Here is a 17438-nt window from a genome sequence, read left to right on the forward strand (position 1 = left end):
CAATATCGTCAGAACATGAACTATTTGACTGATTTTTTATTCCAGTATTTTGCATCACGATGATTTCACCTATAAAAGTGCATGCAGGATACCTATATTGGAGGATTGCATCTTTGGAACCGTTGAAGACTTCAGTACTGATCTGTGACTACTCTTATCACTACAAGGCATTTAACCACAACATGAAGGGCGAGCTTCAGACCTACCTGTTCCGTCTGCAAACCGAAGGCTCTTGCAAGGTATATGTGCAGGATGAAGAATTTACGATGACGAGCGGGGATTTGCTGCTGTTGAAACCAGGAGATGACTATCATCTCGTGGTCGCAGAACCGCATAAGGAAGGACGATTGTCCAGCGGAGATTATTATTTGTTCTGTGAAGGTTCCTGGATTGATCAGTGGTGGAAGCGAATTCAGCGCCCTACCGTAAACCGGATTGGACTGGATGACAAGCTGGTCAGCCTGTGGCGCAATATTTTGCTGGAGCAGCGCCGGGGACCTCTTGAAGAAAATGAGGAGTTAAAAGACGCCCTATTACGCGGCCTCTGTCTGTACATCGACCGTGCGATTAGCGAAAGTCTCCAGACGGATCGAAGCGTGTCCTCCACCCTGAAGCTAAAGCGTTTCATTGAGGAACATGCTACCGTTACGTTCAAACTTGAGGAGGCTGCCCGTTACGCTGGTCTTAGTCTGTCACGCGCTGTACGGCTGTTCAAGGAACACTACGGCAAAACCATGATCCAGTACGCTATTGAAATTCGTCTGAATGTCGCACTGGAACGCATGAAGTACAGTGAGATGACACTGGAGCATATCGCCGAGACGTGTGGATTCGCCAGCTATTCCTATTTCCACCGGGTGTTCCGTGCTCACTTCGGCATGTCCCCTCTGGAATATCTGAAATCCCAGTCCCACCCGTCTTTTGATATGGAGCATGTGTAACATTCCTGGAATCTCGAACCCATGACGACCTATAAACAGGTCACGTTCATGGGTTCTTTGAACTTTTTACTGCTCCAAATTTATTCATGACTCCTCCCACATAACCCTGTATAGTTAAAATCATAGTCATTTACAGATTCAACCATCATTAACGAAATTTCCATTACCCTTTATTGGAGCGATACCTATGCCTCATTCACGTAGAATACTCATTATTGAAGACGAGCAGGACATTTCACGCATAGTAAGAGACTATCTGAACAAAAATCAATACGACACTGCAGTTGCAGCGACTGGACAAGATGGATTGCAACTGATGGACATGCTGCAGCCGGACTATATTATCCTGGATATCATGCTTCCGGATATGGATGGTATTGAGGTATGCCGTGAGATAAGACGAAGAAACAATATACCAATCCTTATTCTAAGTGCAAGAGGAAGTGATACCGACAAGGTCCTTGGTTTGGGCTTTGGGGCAGATGATTATATGACCAAACCCTTCTCCCTGAGTGAGCTGCTTGCGCGAATCAATGCCCATTTCAGGCGGTATGACAGTCTTGCATCCGAGCGTGAGGAGGAACATCTTCTTCGTCTGTCCAACCTGGTGATCGACAAGAAAGCATATAAGGTTACGGTAAGTGGAGATGAAGTTTCACTTTCTGCGAAGGAATTCGAACTGCTGTACTACCTGGCGAGCCACAAGAATCAGGTATTCTCCAAGTCACAACTGCTGGACGCTGTTTGGGGATACGATGCTTACGGGGATGAAAATACGGTCACTGTATATATCCGAAGATTGAGAGAGAAAATTGAAGCTACCCCCTCCGAGCCCGTTGTTCTGAAGACAGTCTGGGGAGTCGGCTACAAATTCAACCACTAAGATAGATGGGAGACCACAATCTCGATGTCGTTACTCCAATGGTCCAAACGCTGGCTGATCACCGTACTCATTCTGCTTATTTCTCTCCTTGGATGCAGCCTGACACTTGCCGTGGATCGGTCAGGTCATCATACAGAGGAGTCCAACTTGTCCATTCATCTGGTCCGGCTCAGCATCAACCCGGTGATGCTTGCTTTGGAGCAGAATCTTCATCAACTCACCAGCCCGGAGGTTCAGGAAAACGTTCGTGCCCTCGCCAAAGAGCAAGGCATCCAGTTATCCTATGTCGGCCTGGACGGTACGATTCTATTTTCTTCAAATCCGTCCTCTCAAGGAGAACATATCCATCTGGCATCCGCCTTGCATTATGATCTGAGTCATGCGGGGCATGCCAGCAATGGAGAGGATGTGGTGGACATGGCTTTTCCGGTCCTCCATGCTGCAGATGGAATTCAGATCGGAAACGCCATTTTTACCATCCCTAAAGCCATGGTTACTGTCCAGCCTTCATTCATCCTGCCTTATCTGGTTGCAGGCATATCCATCATAATCGCACTTATTCTCGGCATTCTTCTGTTAACCATGCATCGCAAATTACATAAACGATTACTGTCACCGGTACATATGCTCCAGCAACATGCTGAATCAATTCTTAAGGGAAAGTACGATAAGCCAATTCATTATAAACATGCAGACGAAGTAGGCGAATTATATGCCATGTTCGATCTGATGCGCACCGAAATCAAGCATTTGAGTGAACAACGTACGAAGCAAGAACAGGCGCAGAAGGAACTCATCACCAATATTTCGCATGATATCAAAACACCCATTACCACGGTTAAAGCGTATATTGAGGCCATTATGGAAGGAATATGCGCAGATGAGGAAACCCTGATGGAGTATATGCGAATCATGCAGACCCACACGGACAAAACCGCCCAATTGGTTGAAGATCTATTACTTCATGCACTGCAGGAACTGGGTCAGATATCCGTAGAGCCGCGTGAAGTTTATAGTGGTCCCACGTTCGAAGCCATGCTTGGATCATTCGGACATGCTGTGCATCTGAAAGGTCTAACGTATGAAACGCCTGAATCCGTTCCGAATGTGTTAATCCGCATGGACACCACAAGGATCGAACAAGTGCTGGCCAATCTCATATCCAATGCACTGAAGCACACCCATCCCGGGGATGCCATTCGTGTTTATACCGAGCTGAGAGCCGATCAGTTCATTGTGACAATCATGGACACTGGTCCCGGAATACGGGCACAGGATATGCCTTTTGTATTTGAACGTTATTTCCGGGGGCAGGCGTCTCCTGTATCCAGACACGTGCAAGAGGGTACAGGCCTTGGCTTATCCATCTGCAAAAATATTGTTGAAGCACATGGGGGACGCATATCCTTTTCAAGCAAAGAGGGGCAAGGAACCTGCTTTCAATTTAGTCTGCCGGTCTGCTGACTCGTCCCAATCCATTAGGCTGGCATCCAGCCTGTAAGACTTTATTCATAATTTGATAAGACTTCCTCAACATCCCCCCTCTAAAATAAAACGTATACCGCCTTGGGGAGTGATTTTCTTGAGCAAAACAACGATTATTCGTGCGCATAACCTATGCAAAACATACAGCGCAGGCCCGGAACAATACCATGCCATACGCAATATTGATCTGGATATATACCAAGGGGATTTTACCGTCATCATGGGCAACTCGGGTTCGGGCAAATCCACCCTGCTCTATCTGCTGAGTGGTCTGGACCATGTGACTGCTGGTGAAGTCTATTTTCAGGGGCAACGCATTGATAATTACAGCGAACGGGAAATGTCTGATTTTCGCACTCGCCGGATTGGTTATATCTATCAAAGTATTAATCTCGTACCGGATCTCTCTATTCGAGAGAATATTGCATTGCCGGGTTACATCGCCGGAACCAAAAAGAATGAAATTCAGCTGCGGGCAGCCCAATTGATGAAATCCTTGGATATTGACAGTCTGAGCAGCCGTCTTCCCTCCCAGACTTCAGGAGGCCAGCAGCAGCGAGCCGCCATTGCACGGGCTTTGATCAATACTCCTGACGTTCTTTTCGCTGATGAACCGACTGGAAGTCTGAATGTGGAGCATGGTAAGGCTGTTCTCGACATCCTGACAGACATTCATCAAAAAGGGCAATCCGTTGTCATGGTCACTCACGATATCAAGGCAGCCTGCCGTGCCGATCGTCTCATATTAATCCGGGACGGTAAGGTTGGTGGCATTCTCGAATTCGAACCCTATAACGAGCATCAGGTTCATGACCGTGAGGACATGATTTTTGCCTTTGTATCGGGGAAGGAATAACGATGGCTGTCATGTTGAAACTTAGCCTCTCCTATCTAGGCAGAAGCAAAATACAAAACTCGTTTATCGCTCTGCTCATTCTTCTATCCACGCTGCTGTTGTCTACAGCTGTCATGATTCTGGCCAACACAGGTAATCAGTTTAGAGAAATGCATACCCGCACCAATGGATCTCATCAGATTTTGACTTTTGATAAAGGCCTGAATGATCCAAAGGCTGTTCACTCCTGGTGGGCTTCGCAGAACGGCGTTGAAGTGTCTGAATTGCTTACGTATCGAACGGTATCGGGCATCTCGTTTCATGGAACGGATATTCCTAACATTTACCTTTACATGATAAATACCCCGTCAACGCCGCGGGTTGTGGATGAGCTTATTTTTTCAAGTGGAACACCGGAAGTGGTTCCCGCGCCAGGTTCGGTCTGGATTCCCACCTCCATGGCCAATGCCTACGGTGTCTCGGCAGGAGATACTATTGGTTTCAAAACGGGGAGCACTACCATCGAATTGAATGTATCCGGTATTGTAGTCGATGTCCCTTATGGGGCACCCTTCACCAATACAGCACGAGTCTGGATGAACCCTTCCGATTATTCGGATCATGTTCACTCTCTTCCGGGAAACGATAATTATATGCTGGGTATCCATTTCGACGATTATAGTGCCAATTCAATCTACTGGGAACGGTACTCTCTTGAGGCAGGCAGTCCGTTTCTGGAAACCAAGATGGAGTTTGAGGGCATCTCTTCTTTCTATCTGATCATTAATCAAATCATCGGATTCATTATGATTTTCCTAGGAGTTGTCATGCTTGCCATCGCTCTGATTACGATCGGATTTACGATTTCGGATGCCATCCTGGCCAACTATAAAACAATCGGTATTCTGAAATCACTCGGACTGACCTCGGAAAAAACGATCGGCACGTATGTCATGCAGTATTCCATGATTTCCGGTATAGCCATCCTTCCGGGACTTGGGCTCAGTATATGGATATCCAAATTCATCATTAATATCTCCGTGTCTTCTCTTCGTGTGGGAAATCGTGACATCTCGGTCGAGGGGATTGGCTCAGCCATGCTTATGGGCGTATTCCTGTTCACCATGATCCTTTTGTTCGTTGTGATGTATGCCAAAAAAGCGCGGAGTATTCAGCCGGTTCAGGCCATCCGTTATGGAATGTCGGAGCTGGACAATACCCGGATGGCGCAGAAAATGAACTCTCCGCTAACCAGTCTCTTCGGGTTCACGCGCCTGCCTGTAGGTGCAGTTATCGGAGTTCGCCATGTCACCAAAAACATCAAAAGTTCTATACTAATGCTCTTGCTGACAACAACAGCCTCTTCCGTACTGGTTTTGGGATTTGTTCTGTTAACCAGTATCACCGGAATTGCCCAGACCGCTGCCCAGTGGGGTTATGACAATGCCAACATCGCCGCTGTCGTTGTTAATAAAAGCACCTTTCCCAAAGAGGATTTCAATCAATGGTTACAAGAGGATGCAAGAATCAAAAATGCAGGCTGGCAAGGAAACATTACTGGTGTAGTTAGCCCAGACTCTTCAGGGGATGATAAGCGGCAATCCACCAGTGTAGCTCTGAGTGTACTGGATGGAAGTTATCAGGATCTTGGATTTGAGACATTAGAGGGAAATAACCCACAGCAGGAGAATGAAATCGCCATAGGCGTGGGTGTAGCTGAATCCTTAAACAAAAAGCCGGGTGACTTCCTGGCCCTTTATATTGAAGGGGAGAAGCGCACATTTCTCATCACAGGAATTTATCAAGCTATTGCCAATATGTCCATCTCAGGACGAATTACGATAGAGGCCATGAATACAATTCGTCCGAATTACAGTGATTTTGATGCTGTATTCATTAATTTGAATGATCCGCTGGAAGCAGAACAGGTAACAGAGGAACTAAACAATGAATTTAAAGATTCCGCTTCTGTTGTCACCCAAAAGACTTTACTTGATTCAGTCTATGCTGAAGCGGCTGACATTTTAATTTATCCCATGAGCCTGATTGGGCTGCTGTTTATCCTGGTCACATTTGTTATTATTTTCAGTACCTGCCGGATTAGTATCCGCAAAGAAAGCAGAACGTACGGGATATACAAATCGCTTGGATTAACCTCGCGTCGCATTCGGCTGTCTATTGCCATGGGAATATCGCTCCTATCCGCGATGGGCGCTCTGCTGGGAATCCTGGTTGGCGTGTATGTGCTGCCTGTTCTTCTTGAAATGATCCTTGCTGACTATGGTATAGTACATCTTCCTCTTATTCTAAATGGGGTTGGAATTGTTCTATTCGCTTGCATCGGCATGATTGCAGCAGCTCTCGGCTCCTGGTTCTCCTCCCGTGTCATTCAGGACACATCGCCACGTATGTTGGTAATTGAATAACTTGGACAAGGGCATGTAAAACAGCCTTCTCAGATCCTTCACGGGTTTGAAAAGGCTTTATGGCATGTTCAGAATTACTCCTTCAGATCTTACTCCGTCGAAGAACCCTGATTTTTGATTTTGATTTTAATATCGTAGGTAATCGGGATTTGGCTGAATGTCTTATCCCAATCCGGTTTAACTTTTTTCCATACTTTTGGATATTTGATGCGCAGTTGCTCGCCAAACCCGCCAACATCCACCTTGTACTTGTGCTGCATTTTATCCAAAGCCTGTTTCACCTGCTGTTCAGCGATTTTTTTGAAATCGTTCTCCAGTTTATGAATGTAATCTTCATCCCCTGGTATTTCGGGAACGGCCCAATCTTCCATAAACCAGCCTTCTGATTCCACCTTGACATGAAACGAGATATCATCTCCACGGACGATAGGAATAATTTTGCCTTTGGTATGCTTAATCTCATATACGATCGTACTCCCGGTTCGAGCCTCATATGTTTTTAATACGCCTCCCTTAGGCCTTTCCTGGATCCAGGATAGCCCTTCGAGATCGACTTGGCTTAATGTACCTATATGGCGCTTGGTCTTTGCATCATATATCCCGGCGCCTGAAAATTTATGTTCTCCTTTGTAGGAGATGACGTTCTGCAGAAGAAAGCTCTGGCCTGACTGCATGGTTGCATCCAGCTTGGCCAGTGAAACGGCGGGCATGATTTTATTCGACAAGTATGAATTGTCAACAAGACCTGTCAGGTAAAATGCCGGAATTTCACTAGGATCATTGGAATGCAATGCATCAATGGCTTTCTCATCACTTACCACAACCAGACAACTTGGACGGATATCATTATCACGCAATACAAAGTCAAGCAATTGTTCCAAGCTATATTTCCGTGAAATTTCTTGCGAAACCACGATCACTTTCAAGTGATGTCCGATAAGGGGACGATCTCTTCTGAGTGCAAACTGACGGAATATTTCTAATAGCGAATCCCCCGTTAATTGTTCGTTAAAATAGGATTTACCTGCTGCTGGAGAAGCTTGCTGGCTATTTGATTTGGAAGCATCCTTAGGTACAATCTGCACTGTGGCGGTTATGTTGTTTTCTTTGGGATAATGACCACCGTGAGCATTTACATCCTTTTCAAATTCCGTTTGCTCGGCTACATCTATTCCCAGAGCCACATAGACGCCCAAGTCCTCGATCTCTTTGCTGCTCCAGCAGCCTGTTTGCGTAAATAACATGCATAGCGATACCGAAAACAATATTAGTTTCTTCCAAGGCATCTTCATTTCTTCTGGCCTCCTTTTTTGCGAACAAAACTTAACAGCAACAACAGTGCTGGAAGGATGGCAAACAGAAAAACGGAAACTTTCCCCACAAAGTCACCCAGTGCGAAAGTCTGGTTGACGTCGTTCGGAAGAAAGGCAATAAAATAGATAAGGGCAACCAATATAAACATGGCTCCCAGTATTTCCTTTCGTTTGAACAACTGGGCACTTCCTACGGAAGCACCATACAGTGTGACGGTGAATGTCGAGAAAATTTGCATAATCCAAATGACCAGCAGTAACGATTCAAACCGTTCAAATATCAATCCCTGAATCTCAAAACTTCGCATCAAATCAAGGGTTGGCCAGGTCCGGGTCTTCATGCCATTAATGGACAAGCTGCCCACCACCATAATGACTGTAACCAGATAGATCATTGTAGGAATAGCTGTCCCCCAAATAACGGACTTAAATCCTTTCTCTGGACTCTTCATATAAGCCATGATGACAAACATGATCTCATAGCCTGTATAGGCCAAGAGCGACGGCTTCAATCCTTTGATAACCGGCATAAATCCCTCACCTAGTACCGGTCTCAGGTTATTAATTTCAAAGACTTTGCTGCTAAGCAGGATGGCTATGACAAAGATAACAATAGTGATCGGCAAAATAATCTCGAATAATCGGACGATTGCATTCAATCCGCCCGATATCAGATAGATTCCGATCCACATAAACCCCATCACAATCGCCCAAGTTGGCGTACGCTCAAGAAGATATAAATTGGTCACTTCCGCCAGCACCCTGACTTCGAATGCAGAGATAATGAGAAAATACAGGATGATTGCCATACTGATTAACATGGCAATCCACTTACCGGTAATCTCTGGGACAAACTGAAACACCGTTTTCCCTGGAAATCTCCGGCACAGCGTAACCATGATGAAACCAATGAGCGTAATGATTACACCCGAGATGATAATGGAAATCCACACATCCGGTGTATCTACGGCCTCCACCGTAGTCCGCGGCAAGGTCAGAATACCTGCTCCCAGCATGTAGTTAATGATCATGATCGCTGCCTGCGTAGTCGTAATGGGTGTGTAGGAAGGCTTCATCGGTTTCACCTCTTCATCAGTTTCATAGCCTTGTCCTCATTTCTTGCGGTCCTGATCTTTCGGTTTCATCATGTAAGGGCGTTTCCTCATCATGCTCATCGGGGCCCTAATCAGAAAGTCCTTCCAGTCTGATAATCTATAAGGAACACTCGGGCTGACATATGGAACGCCAAAGCTTTGTAACCGTGAAAGATGACTGCAGAGTAACAGGATAAACAACACCACTCCGTACAAGCCAAGAATAGCTGCACTAAACATGCCTACAAAACGCAGAATCCGCAGTGTTATCCCTGCGCTGTACGTCGGAATGGAGAATGACGAGATTGCCGTAACGGCAACGACAATAACAAGGAACGGACTGACGATTCCTGCCTGTACGGCAGCATCCCCGATAATGAGACCGCCGACGATCCCCATCGCTGGTCCAATCGGTTTCGGCAGACGTATGCCGGCTTCACGCAATATCTCAATCGCCGTTTCCATGATGAGCGCTTCAATAATGGAGGGAAACGGTACTCCTTTGCGCGTCTCAATAATGGTCAAAGCCAGTTTGGTCGGAATCAGACCGGGATGAAAAGAAATAAACGAAATATATAAGGCAGGCGCAAGAAGGGCAATCATGGCTGCCAGAAAACGAAGCATGCGGAGAAATGTACCCGGAATCCATCGCTCATAGTAGTCTTCAGGAGATTGCAGCAGCATGCTGAATGTTGTCGGCACAATCAATGCGAAGGGTGTACCATCCAGCAATATGGCAACACGTCCTTCAAGCAAGGCACTGATCACCCGGTCCGGTCTCTCGGTATTTTGCACTTGTTGAAAAGGACTCAGTTGATCATCCTCAATAAGCTGCTCTATATAACCGGATTCCAGCATGGCGTCCACGTCCAGCCTCTCGATGCGCTTTTTTACTTCAGCTACAATATCCGCGTTCGCAATGTCCTCAATATAAGCAATTACCAAATCCTTTTTGATCCGTGTACCTACTTCATATTTTTTTATGAACAGGCTCTGGTTACTGCCATATCGGCGGAGTACCCCCGTATTATCACTGAGACTTTCCGTAAAACCAATTCGCGGACCACGGAGCAGGGCTTCAGACAACGGCTCCTCAACGCTGCGTGTTTTTCCTTTCGCTGACCCAATCAGGAGAGCTCCAGGCATCCCTTCAATAATCAGAGCATTTTTCCCGGAGAGCACAGCCAGAGCAAGTTCCTGAAGTGATTCGGTTTCCTCTACCTGACTGACAGGCAGCAAATGATTTTTTAGATATCCCTTAAGCAGGTGAGCATGTTCCGGATGTAAGAAAGCATCCTGTTTCAGCTCAGGTACACCTCTCAACATAAGGGGAGTAATCAAGTGTTCGTCGACCAAATTCTGGTCAACCAACCCATCAACATACATGACAGCTGCAGGCGTATCTGTACCATAGATGAAAAATTCCCGAATATGTACGTCGGCATTCTGGCCAAACGTTTCTCTTGAACTGATCAAATCTGTGGCGTAGTGTCCCGTAAGCTTGATGTTCGCATACGCGCCGGTTTCACTACCCTGTGCCTGGTCAGCACCATTCGATGAGGAATCACCTGAGTCTTGCTTTTGCTGTGAATCGGCTTTGGTGAATGCTCCCTTTTTGATGGAAGAACTCAGCCATCGGGCTGTTTTTAATATGACAAGCGGAATAGCCACGACCAAAAAAGCCTGCAGCCAGATTCCCCAACCGGGGACAAACGATAAAATTGTAGACCACATCGCCTCTCACCCCAACATTTCTCTATGCTGCAAACCTGAACCTACATGTATTTCTGAGTATTCTTTCCCTGAAGGCTCACAATAATTCCCGTTTTTTTAGCATCATAAAAAGCAGGCCCCTTGTTTCGGGAGCCTGCTTCGTTATTGTCATTGTTTAAATTGATTTATAAAAGAGAGTTACATCTTAGACGATCTTGGTAACTTGCTGCGCCTTGGCATCGAGCAGCTGTGCAGATTCCGCAATCGTTGTAAAATCTTTCAAAGCCACTTCAATCTGCTGCTGACTTTGCTGCGCATACCCTTCGACTTTTTGTCCACCGCTGGATATGTTCTTAATCTCCTTTGTTATGCCTTTCACACTATCGCGGATTTCATTAATGGAATCCGTCACCATGGCAGACAACTTTCTGACTTCCTTCGCAACAACATCGAAGCCGCGCCCGTACTCACCTGCATGTGCAGCTTCGATGGCCGCATTCAGTGCGAGCAGCTGTGTCTGCGATGCAATCTGCTGAATGGTTTTGACAACACCTTGGATCGAGCCTGCTTGCTCCTGCAAATCAGCTAAAGTAGCCCGGTTATGAGCCGAAACCTCTGAAATTTCTGTGATGCTGGACAGCAGCTCACGACTGCGTTCAATCCCAATATCCGCATGCTCGTTCATCTCATGTGACATCGTTTTCAATTCATGGACTACGGCCGAGATGTTTTTCTGACGGTTTGTAATGTTGGTGGCAATTTTAGAGACACCGAGAATTCTCTCGTTATTCTCATCGTAGACAGGCATATATGTTGCTTCAAGCCATACGGAGTTGCCACTGGCATCCTTACGCTCGATCTTGTCCTGGAAGCTTACGCCGTTAAAGATACTGTTCCAGAACAACTCATAATCCATGCTGTTAGCGAAATCAGCAAAACATAATTGCCGATGATGCATCCCGTACATTTCATCTACCTGATATCCCATCGTACGAGCAAATGTCTCATTGACATAAGTCACCCGCCGATCCAGGTCAAAACGAATGATCGCCAGACTTTTTTCCATGGCCTTAATGACCAGCGCATCCGTGACAACGTCTTTTTTCTTGTCCAACTCTCCTATAGGCACTTCATTTCCCCCATAATCTCATGCTTATCGCTTATTTTTTCGTAGATTATCCCTCTGCAAAATCCAAAAATGGAAATCAGTCTTCTCCAATTTTTATGTATTCACGTGAACGTTCTGAACGCTTCTACTATTGATACCCCAATTGAGGACATTTGGATCACTTATTTTTGATTTTCCCAAAAAAAAATTTTGCATAATCTTATTTTGGTAAACTTAATAGACTAAGCCTCATTTTATTATCAACGTGTCAACACGTAAATGGACAAATACGCACAAAAAAAGGACCGTTTCATCCGAAACAGTCCTCACAAGGAGCGCACTCAGCACATCAATATGAAGGGCCTTCCCAGTCTCTAATCAGTCCTTCCAGCCTTAGGTGTCCAACGTTGATCCTCACTATCCTGGGGATAATCGATGCCGGCCGGGTAGGAGATCAGCTCAATCAACATGCCCCACGGTGCACGCCCATATACAAATTGATTGCCTTCCCCGCCTTCGATTGGGCCGGACAATGCACTGGGCTCGGAGAGAAGCTCTCCTCCTGCCTCTGTAAATCGTTTCATCGCGTACTCCATCTGATCCACATATAAGGCTACATGCTGTACACCGAAGTCTGATGCCCTGGCAGGATCATTCTGCTCGGTATTTGCAAACTGAAATAGTTCAATACTAGCGCTCTCCCCGACAGATAACATTCGTATATGAGTGGCCTTGGCTCCAGGTCGAAGCCCCAGCTTCCGTTCTGCTTCAGGACCTTCCTGCGGGGGATCCTGAGGCGTAATGTTGTCATATACAAGTCTGGCGCCAAATGCCTGCTGAAGAAAAACAGTCGCTTGTTCCACATCCGGCACAGTAATCCCTATATGGTCGATTCCTCTTGTTATCATACGACCTCCTCATTCCATATGTAATTCAACATGCTCGTGAGCAGCAGCAATTGCTCTTATCTATGTTTTTACACCAAATGAGGAGAAGCATAACCATGCCAGATGATTCGCAATATCCGTAATTATCCGCGAGGCAGCTTATCCGCATACTTGCTGCGCAATTCAGCAAGCCTCTCCAGCTTGGATAACGCCAGCTCCTTCTGCAACAAACCAACAGCGAGCACCAACTGCTCCATAAGCAGAAGCGGAGTAACCATGGAATGGAACTCCCCGAGCTCACCGCGGCTCACATAGAAAGACAATTCCGTTGCCAGTCCGTATAACAAATCCTCCCGGTCTGTCACGAGCACGGCCTTGCTGTTTACTTCCTTGGCATAATCCAGAATGACCTCTGCTTCAGGCAGCAGACGGGTAAAGCTCATCAGTAAGACCATATCCTCCTGCTGCATGTGCATCAGGGATTCCAGCAATTCATGTCCGCTTCCGGCCAGTTGAATGACGGTTAATCCAAATCTCGATAAGCGGAATGACAGCAGCTCTGCCAACCCCGCTGAAGGTCCGGGAGCATAGATATATACTCTTCGTGCTCCAGCAAGAATGGAAGCGGCTTGCTCCAGATCTCCCTGTTTCATATGGGATAACGTCTCCTGCAGATGGGACACGGAGGCTTCCAACAATTGCACTGGCAAGCTGCTTGTATCCATGCGGGAAATTGTTTTATTTAATTTGAGTGCAGGTGTCGTGTCCTCGGAGGTGCGCAGCCGGATTTTGAACGCTTTGGCATTGTCATACCCAACGGCACGCCAGAAGCGGGAAACGGTGGCTATACTGACTCCGAGCTTGTCGGCAATTTCCTGCTCCGTCATGAATAATATCTCCTCCGGGTTACGCTCAACAAAATCAGCAATTTTCAGATGACCAGGTGATAGCTGTTCTTTTTGGGCAAATAAATTCATTCCGGATTCACTCCTTTTCTCGCTCTGCCATCAGTATACCAGCTGGCCTGTGATCAAGTGGTTTATCTATGTAATAAATTTTTCATTTATTTTTATATCTGTAATAAATATTACAATCGATTTACAAATCTCCCCTTTAGCGTTAATACTCTGCCCCTAGACTGTGGCTATGATCAACCACATTCAGGGAGGTATGTATCGATGAAGAAGATGACTGAGCGTTATACGCTGACGTCTTCACAGAAAATGATGGTGTTTGTGCTTTCCATGTCACTGTACGGCTTGTCCAACATGTTTACAGAGCTCATTCCGAAGCTTCAGCTGGGACCGATTGAATTGTCCGTTGAGTATTTTGCTTTTATTCCGCTGACGCTCTGCATCCTGTTCCATCCCATGATTGCCGCTCTCGGTGCTGCTCTTGGCGAAGTCGTCTTCGGTGAGTTAATGCTGGGCCAATTCGGCGGACTCGGCGAACTGGAGAAATTCATTACCTTTTCCTTCGCCATGTATGTCGCCGGCCGTATGGTCAGTGACCCCCGCAATCGCAGGCAAGTCGGCGTCGCAGCTATGACTGGGGTCATCATTCATCAATTTCTCAGTTCCATGGTCGATATCGGCAAAGTATGGATTGGCGTGGAAGAACTCGAAGCCGTTCCCGGACTTGCCGAGAGTGTTGTACTGATTGAAGGCGTTGGATTCCTGAACGACGTATTATTCTCGGGTATCCTGTTCGCTCTGCTGCCTACGCTGTACCTTGTTCCTCTTCTCTATGGCAAAATCGAGCCACTGCTCGGTATTAAACCTCGTAATCCTGGCATGAAATATGAAGGTATCGGCTTCTTCCGTCCGAAGCTGTTCCTGGTCGGTCTGCTGCTGCTTGCACTGGCTTTTGGCGCGGAATCCCTGTCCGAGATGGACATCAATTTCGCCGTGTGGGAAACGGACTATGCCGATCAATATGGCTCAGCGTCGATCTGGATCAGTATCGGTGCTGCTGCATTCATCGCGGTCGTTACACTTTGGATCATGCGAGTGAAACGAAGCAAAAACAAAGGCATTTCAGGTACGGAGAATCGCCCTTATGCCTAATATACATTCTTCCCACCCTGCTTCTTCACCCGATACCGCTATTGCCATTCATGATGTTACGTTTACCTATCCCGGTTCGGAAGAACCTGTTCTGAACGGAGCCTCCCTGGAGCTCTCCCGCGGAAGCTTCACTGCGATTATCGGAGGCAACGGATGTGGCAAGTCAACGATGTGCAAATTGTTTAACGGCCTGATTCCCCAGTTCTATACGGGTGACTTTGCGGGTGAAGTCCATGTACTGGGAGTCTCAGCGGCTGGGCAAAGTGTTGCAGATCTTTCCAGAAAAATTGGGTATGTCTATCAGGATTTTGATAATCAGCTGGTACGCCCAACCGTGCTCGATGAAGCTTGCTTTGCTCCACTGAATTACGGACTGGCCAACTATAAGGAGCTGGGTGAACGTGCGCTGACGATGTGCGGTCTGGACTCCATCCACAATCGATACATCTGGGAATTGAGCGGCGGACAGAAACATCTGCTTGCGCTGGCTGGGGCACTATCCATGGACCCGGACATTCTCATCGTGGATGAACCCGTTTCCCAGCTGGATCCACAGCATGCCAGACTCATCTATGAATGCCTCTTTCGGTTGAATACAGAGCACGGCAAGACCATTATTGTCATCGAGCATCATACCGAATTTATCGCTGACTTCTGTGCGGATGTGGTCCTGATGGACAAAGGACGTGTGCTGTGGAATCTCCCCGTCCAGGAAGGTTTGAATCGTATCGCAGACCTGGAGCGTCTAGGCATTCAGCCTCCTGAAGTGACCCGTGCAGCCATTCAGGCTGCTCCATTATTGAAACGAGATCAGGCAACCCTCCCCGAGCAGCTGCATCATCAGCTCTTTCCAATCACAGTGGAGGAAGCCGCGGTTTATTTTCATCAACAGCACACTGCTGCGATATCCGCACTACTGGCCAATCAGGGCAGACAGCCCCATCCTGCGGAGAGCAAGGTACAGTTCCGTTCTGAAGAACATGCACATGCTGCTTCTCTGCCGATTGTTCAATTCAAGGATACACGTCTGCGATATAGAGGGCTTGGGAAAAAAGAACACGAAATTATTCGTGGTGTTAACTTTTCACTCCATGAAGGAGAACGGATTGCCCTGGTGGGCAACAACGGTGCAGGCAAGTCTTCACTACTCCGGCTCATGGCCGGCATTAGTCTGCCTCAGGAAGGCAGTGTCCGCGTGCTTGGGGATATCACACATCGATCATCTTTGGAACAACTGGCTGGCCGAGTCGCTTATATTTTCCAACAATCTGCCGAGATGTTTATTGAAGACAGTGTGCGCAAAGAGGTTTCATATTTCTTGAGAACCCGCCGCATCCAGGGAGCCGATGAACAAATCGCACATGTACTCAATCGCTTTCGGCTTACCACGTTACAGGAGCGGGATGCGCGTCTCCTTAGCGGCGGACAACAGCGACGCGTTACCCTTGCGATCGGGGCAGCCATGAAACCTTCTCTTATGCTGCTTGATGAGCCTACCGCGAACCTGGACCTGGCTACGCGAGAAGAACTGATCGGCGTATTGGATGAACTGGATCAGCATGTGCGGACAACGGTGATTGCGACGCATGATATGCAGCTGGTTACCCAATGGGCCAGTCGTGTCATCGTGCTGCATGATGGACGTGTTGAGGCAGATGGGACACCTGCTGAGGTGTTTGCTGACGAGCCGCTTCTGCGCCGCTCTGGACTTGCCCTAACTCAGATGATGGAACTATCTCATCGGTTGGGTCTATCCGCACTCTGTCCGACTCCCGAGACATTTGTGGAGAATCTTTTGAATCATTCGAATCATTCGTTTACCAAGGAGGAAGACATTGATGCAGCTTGTCCGCAACTGGTTTGACAAAATATCCATTGAACGCATTCAGCTGGAGTTGATGAATACCGTATATGGCAGCGGTCATGCAAGTCTGTCCCGAATTGATCCGCGTGTCATGCTCATCTGGTATCTCTTCTTTGCTATCGTTCCCTGGTTCGTTCATAACGGCACGGTGCTGCTAGGCATGTTTATGCTCATGGTCACCACGACCATCCTGTCCCGCGCTGCTCCCTTCATCATCATCATTCTATGTCTGGGGCTGATCGGTCAGGTCGGCTGGATGTTTATTATCTCTCTGTTCTTCGGGGGGAACCTGGAATCCGCATTTCCGTTATTACTCCTAACCCTCAAGCTGTCGATCGTATCCCTGGCAAGCATCACTGTCTTTTCGGGTATGGACCCGGAGCGAATCGGGGATGGCTTGCTGGCACTCGGAATGCCCGCGGCATTCTCGTTCAGTCTATCGTATGCGTACCGCATTTTGCCCGTGTTGTTTGGTGAATTCCGCAACATTATGCTGTCGTACAGATTGCGGGGTCAGGTCCCTTCCAGCCATGGCTGGTTCTACTGGCGGCTTGTTGTTTACTACATGAAACTGTTTGTTGTATCCTTTTTCCCGTTAATGCTGGCCACCGCCAAACGTTCTCGTACCACTGTGGAAGCACTCGAAACCCGTGGTTTCTCCTACGGAATGAAGAATCCGGATTCGAAACGGCTGAAGCTGGCCCATCTGAAGATTACCCCACGTGATATCGGTTTTCTTGTCGGCTCAGCAATCTATGTTGCTCTCCTGTTCTGGCTCGGCGCACATTACGAAATTTTGTAATTCATATACTTAACCATTCAT

The 17438-nt window shown here is 47.2% G+C and carries 14 protein-coding genes; 8 read left to right on the forward strand and 6 right to left on the reverse strand.

Annotation, left to right across the window (positions count from 1 at the left end; genetic code table 11):
- The first annotated feature begins 122 nt into the window (after positions 1-122).
- From AC3RCI_RS25615 to AC3RCI_RS25635, 5 genes are all read left to right on the forward strand, one after another.
- Positions 123-941, forward strand: coding sequence for an AraC family transcriptional regulator (locus AC3RCI_RS25615; RefSeq protein ID WP_095361747.1), 819 nt, complete (start codon positions 123-125; stop codon positions 939-941).
- A gap of 187 nt (positions 942-1128) precedes the next feature.
- Positions 1129-1824, forward strand: coding sequence for a response regulator transcription factor (locus tag AC3RCI_RS25620; protein ID WP_492526890.1), 696 nt, complete (start codon positions 1129-1131; stop codon positions 1822-1824).
- A gap of 24 nt (positions 1825-1848) precedes the next feature.
- On the forward strand, positions 1849-3288 hold the full coding sequence (locus AC3RCI_RS25625) for a sensor histidine kinase (protein ID WP_492526892.1): 1440 nt from the start codon (positions 1849-1851) through the stop codon (positions 3286-3288).
- Between the two features lie 118 nt (positions 3289-3406).
- Positions 3407-4165, forward strand: a complete 759-nt coding sequence (locus AC3RCI_RS25630) for an ABC transporter ATP-binding protein (protein WP_492526894.1) — start codon at positions 3407-3409, stop codon at positions 4163-4165.
- A gap of 2 nt (positions 4166-4167) precedes the next feature.
- Positions 4168-6570: an ABC transporter permease gene (locus tag AC3RCI_RS25635; RefSeq protein WP_492526896.1), complete on the forward strand. Its 2403-nt coding sequence runs from the start codon at positions 4168-4170 to the stop codon at positions 6568-6570.
- Positions 6571-6659: 89 nt separating this feature from the next.
- Here the strand turns inward: AC3RCI_RS25635 and AC3RCI_RS25640 are convergent, their stop codons facing one another.
- From AC3RCI_RS25640 to AC3RCI_RS25665, 6 genes are all read right to left on the reverse strand, one after another.
- Positions 6660-7862, reverse strand: a complete 1203-nt coding sequence (locus AC3RCI_RS25640) for a Ger(x)C family spore germination protein (protein WP_492472862.1) — start codon at positions 7860-7862, stop codon at positions 6660-6662.
- Positions 7859-8959 (reverse strand): GerAB/ArcD/ProY family transporter, encoded by a 1101-nt coding sequence (locus AC3RCI_RS25645; RefSeq protein WP_492526898.1) that lies wholly within the window; start codon positions 8957-8959, stop codon positions 7859-7861. Before AC3RCI_RS25645 ends, AC3RCI_RS25640 begins: the two co-directional genes overlap by 4 nt.
- 36 nt (positions 8960-8995) lie before the next feature.
- Positions 8996-10711 carry a spore germination protein gene (locus AC3RCI_RS25650; protein WP_492526900.1) on the reverse strand — a complete coding sequence of 572 codons (1716 nt, stop codon included), beginning with the start codon at positions 10709-10711 and terminating at the stop codon, positions 8996-8998.
- Between the two features lie 184 nt (positions 10712-10895).
- Positions 10896-11756 (reverse strand): methyl-accepting chemotaxis protein, encoded by an 861-nt coding sequence (locus tag AC3RCI_RS25655; protein ID WP_419720068.1) that lies wholly within the window; start codon positions 11754-11756, stop codon positions 10896-10898.
- Between the two features lie 416 nt (positions 11757-12172).
- Entirely contained in the window at positions 12173-12706 is a 534-nt protein-coding gene (locus tag AC3RCI_RS25660) for a VOC family protein (RefSeq protein WP_186812143.1), read from the reverse strand.
- Between the two features lie 122 nt (positions 12707-12828).
- Positions 12829-13662 (reverse strand): MurR/RpiR family transcriptional regulator, encoded by an 834-nt coding sequence (locus tag AC3RCI_RS25665; protein WP_492526902.1) that lies wholly within the window; start codon positions 13660-13662, stop codon positions 12829-12831.
- Positions 13663-13863: 201 nt separating this feature from the next.
- Here AC3RCI_RS25665 and AC3RCI_RS25670 point away from each other — a divergent pair, with 201 nt between their 5' ends.
- From AC3RCI_RS25670 to AC3RCI_RS25680, 3 genes are read left to right on the forward strand one after another with little or no spacing between them, the layout of a single operon-like run.
- A complete protein-coding gene (locus tag AC3RCI_RS25670) occupies positions 13864-14751 on the forward strand; it encodes a DUF8171 family membrane protein (RefSeq protein WP_492526904.1) in 888 nt (295 codons plus the stop codon).
- Positions 14744-16615 carry an ABC transporter ATP-binding protein gene (locus tag AC3RCI_RS25675; RefSeq protein ID WP_492526906.1) on the forward strand — a complete coding sequence of 624 codons (1872 nt, stop codon included), beginning with the start codon at positions 14744-14746 and terminating at the stop codon, positions 16613-16615. Before AC3RCI_RS25670 ends, AC3RCI_RS25675 begins: the two co-directional genes overlap by 8 nt.
- On the forward strand, positions 16590-17417 hold the full coding sequence (locus AC3RCI_RS25680) for an energy-coupling factor transporter transmembrane component T (RefSeq protein WP_154896652.1): 828 nt from the start codon (positions 16590-16592) through the stop codon (positions 17415-17417). The genes AC3RCI_RS25675 and AC3RCI_RS25680 overlap by 26 nt, the downstream gene beginning before the upstream one ends.
- Positions 17418-17438: the final 21 nt, after the last annotated feature.

The sequence above is a fragment of the Paenibacillus sp. MT124 genome (assembly GCF_058792755.1).

Coding starts and splice junctions, on each gene's coding strand:
- AC3RCI_RS25620 (WP_492526890.1), top strand. CDS start 1,129: ATGCCTCATTCACGTAGAATACTCATTATTGAAGACGAGCAGGACATT.
- AC3RCI_RS25625 (WP_492526892.1), top strand. CDS start 1,849: ATGTCGTTACTCCAATGGTCCAAACGCTGGCTGATCACCGTACTCATT.
- AC3RCI_RS25635 (WP_492526896.1), top strand. CDS start 4,168: ATGGCTGTCATGTTGAAACTTAGCCTCTCCTATCTAGGCAGAAGCAAA.
- AC3RCI_RS25640 (WP_492472862.1), bottom strand. CDS start 7,862: ATGAAGATGCCTTGGAAGAAACTAATATTGTTTTCGGTATCGCTATGC.
- AC3RCI_RS25645 (WP_492526898.1), bottom strand. CDS start 8,959: ATGAAGCCTTCCTACACACCCATTACGACTACGCAGGCAGCGATCATG.
- AC3RCI_RS25650 (WP_492526900.1), bottom strand. CDS start 10,711: ATGTGGTCTACAATTTTATCGTTTGTCCCCGGTTGGGGAATCTGGCTG.
- AC3RCI_RS25655 (WP_419720068.1), bottom strand. CDS start 11,756: ATGGAAAAAAGTCTGGCGATCATTCGTTTTGACCTGGATCGGCGGGTG.
- AC3RCI_RS25660 (WP_186812143.1), bottom strand. CDS start 12,706: ATGATAACAAGAGGAATCGACCATATAGGGATTACTGTGCCGGATGTG.
- AC3RCI_RS25665 (WP_492526902.1), bottom strand. CDS start 13,662: ATGAATTTATTTGCCCAAAAAGAACAGCTATCACCTGGTCATCTGAAA.
- AC3RCI_RS25670 (WP_492526904.1), top strand. CDS start 13,864: ATGAAGAAGATGACTGAGCGTTATACGCTGACGTCTTCACAGAAAATG.
- AC3RCI_RS25675 (WP_492526906.1), top strand. CDS start 14,744: ATGCCTAATATACATTCTTCCCACCCTGCTTCTTCACCCGATACCGCT.
- AC3RCI_RS25680 (WP_154896652.1), top strand. CDS start 16,590: ATGCAGCTTGTCCGCAACTGGTTTGACAAAATATCCATTGAACGCATT.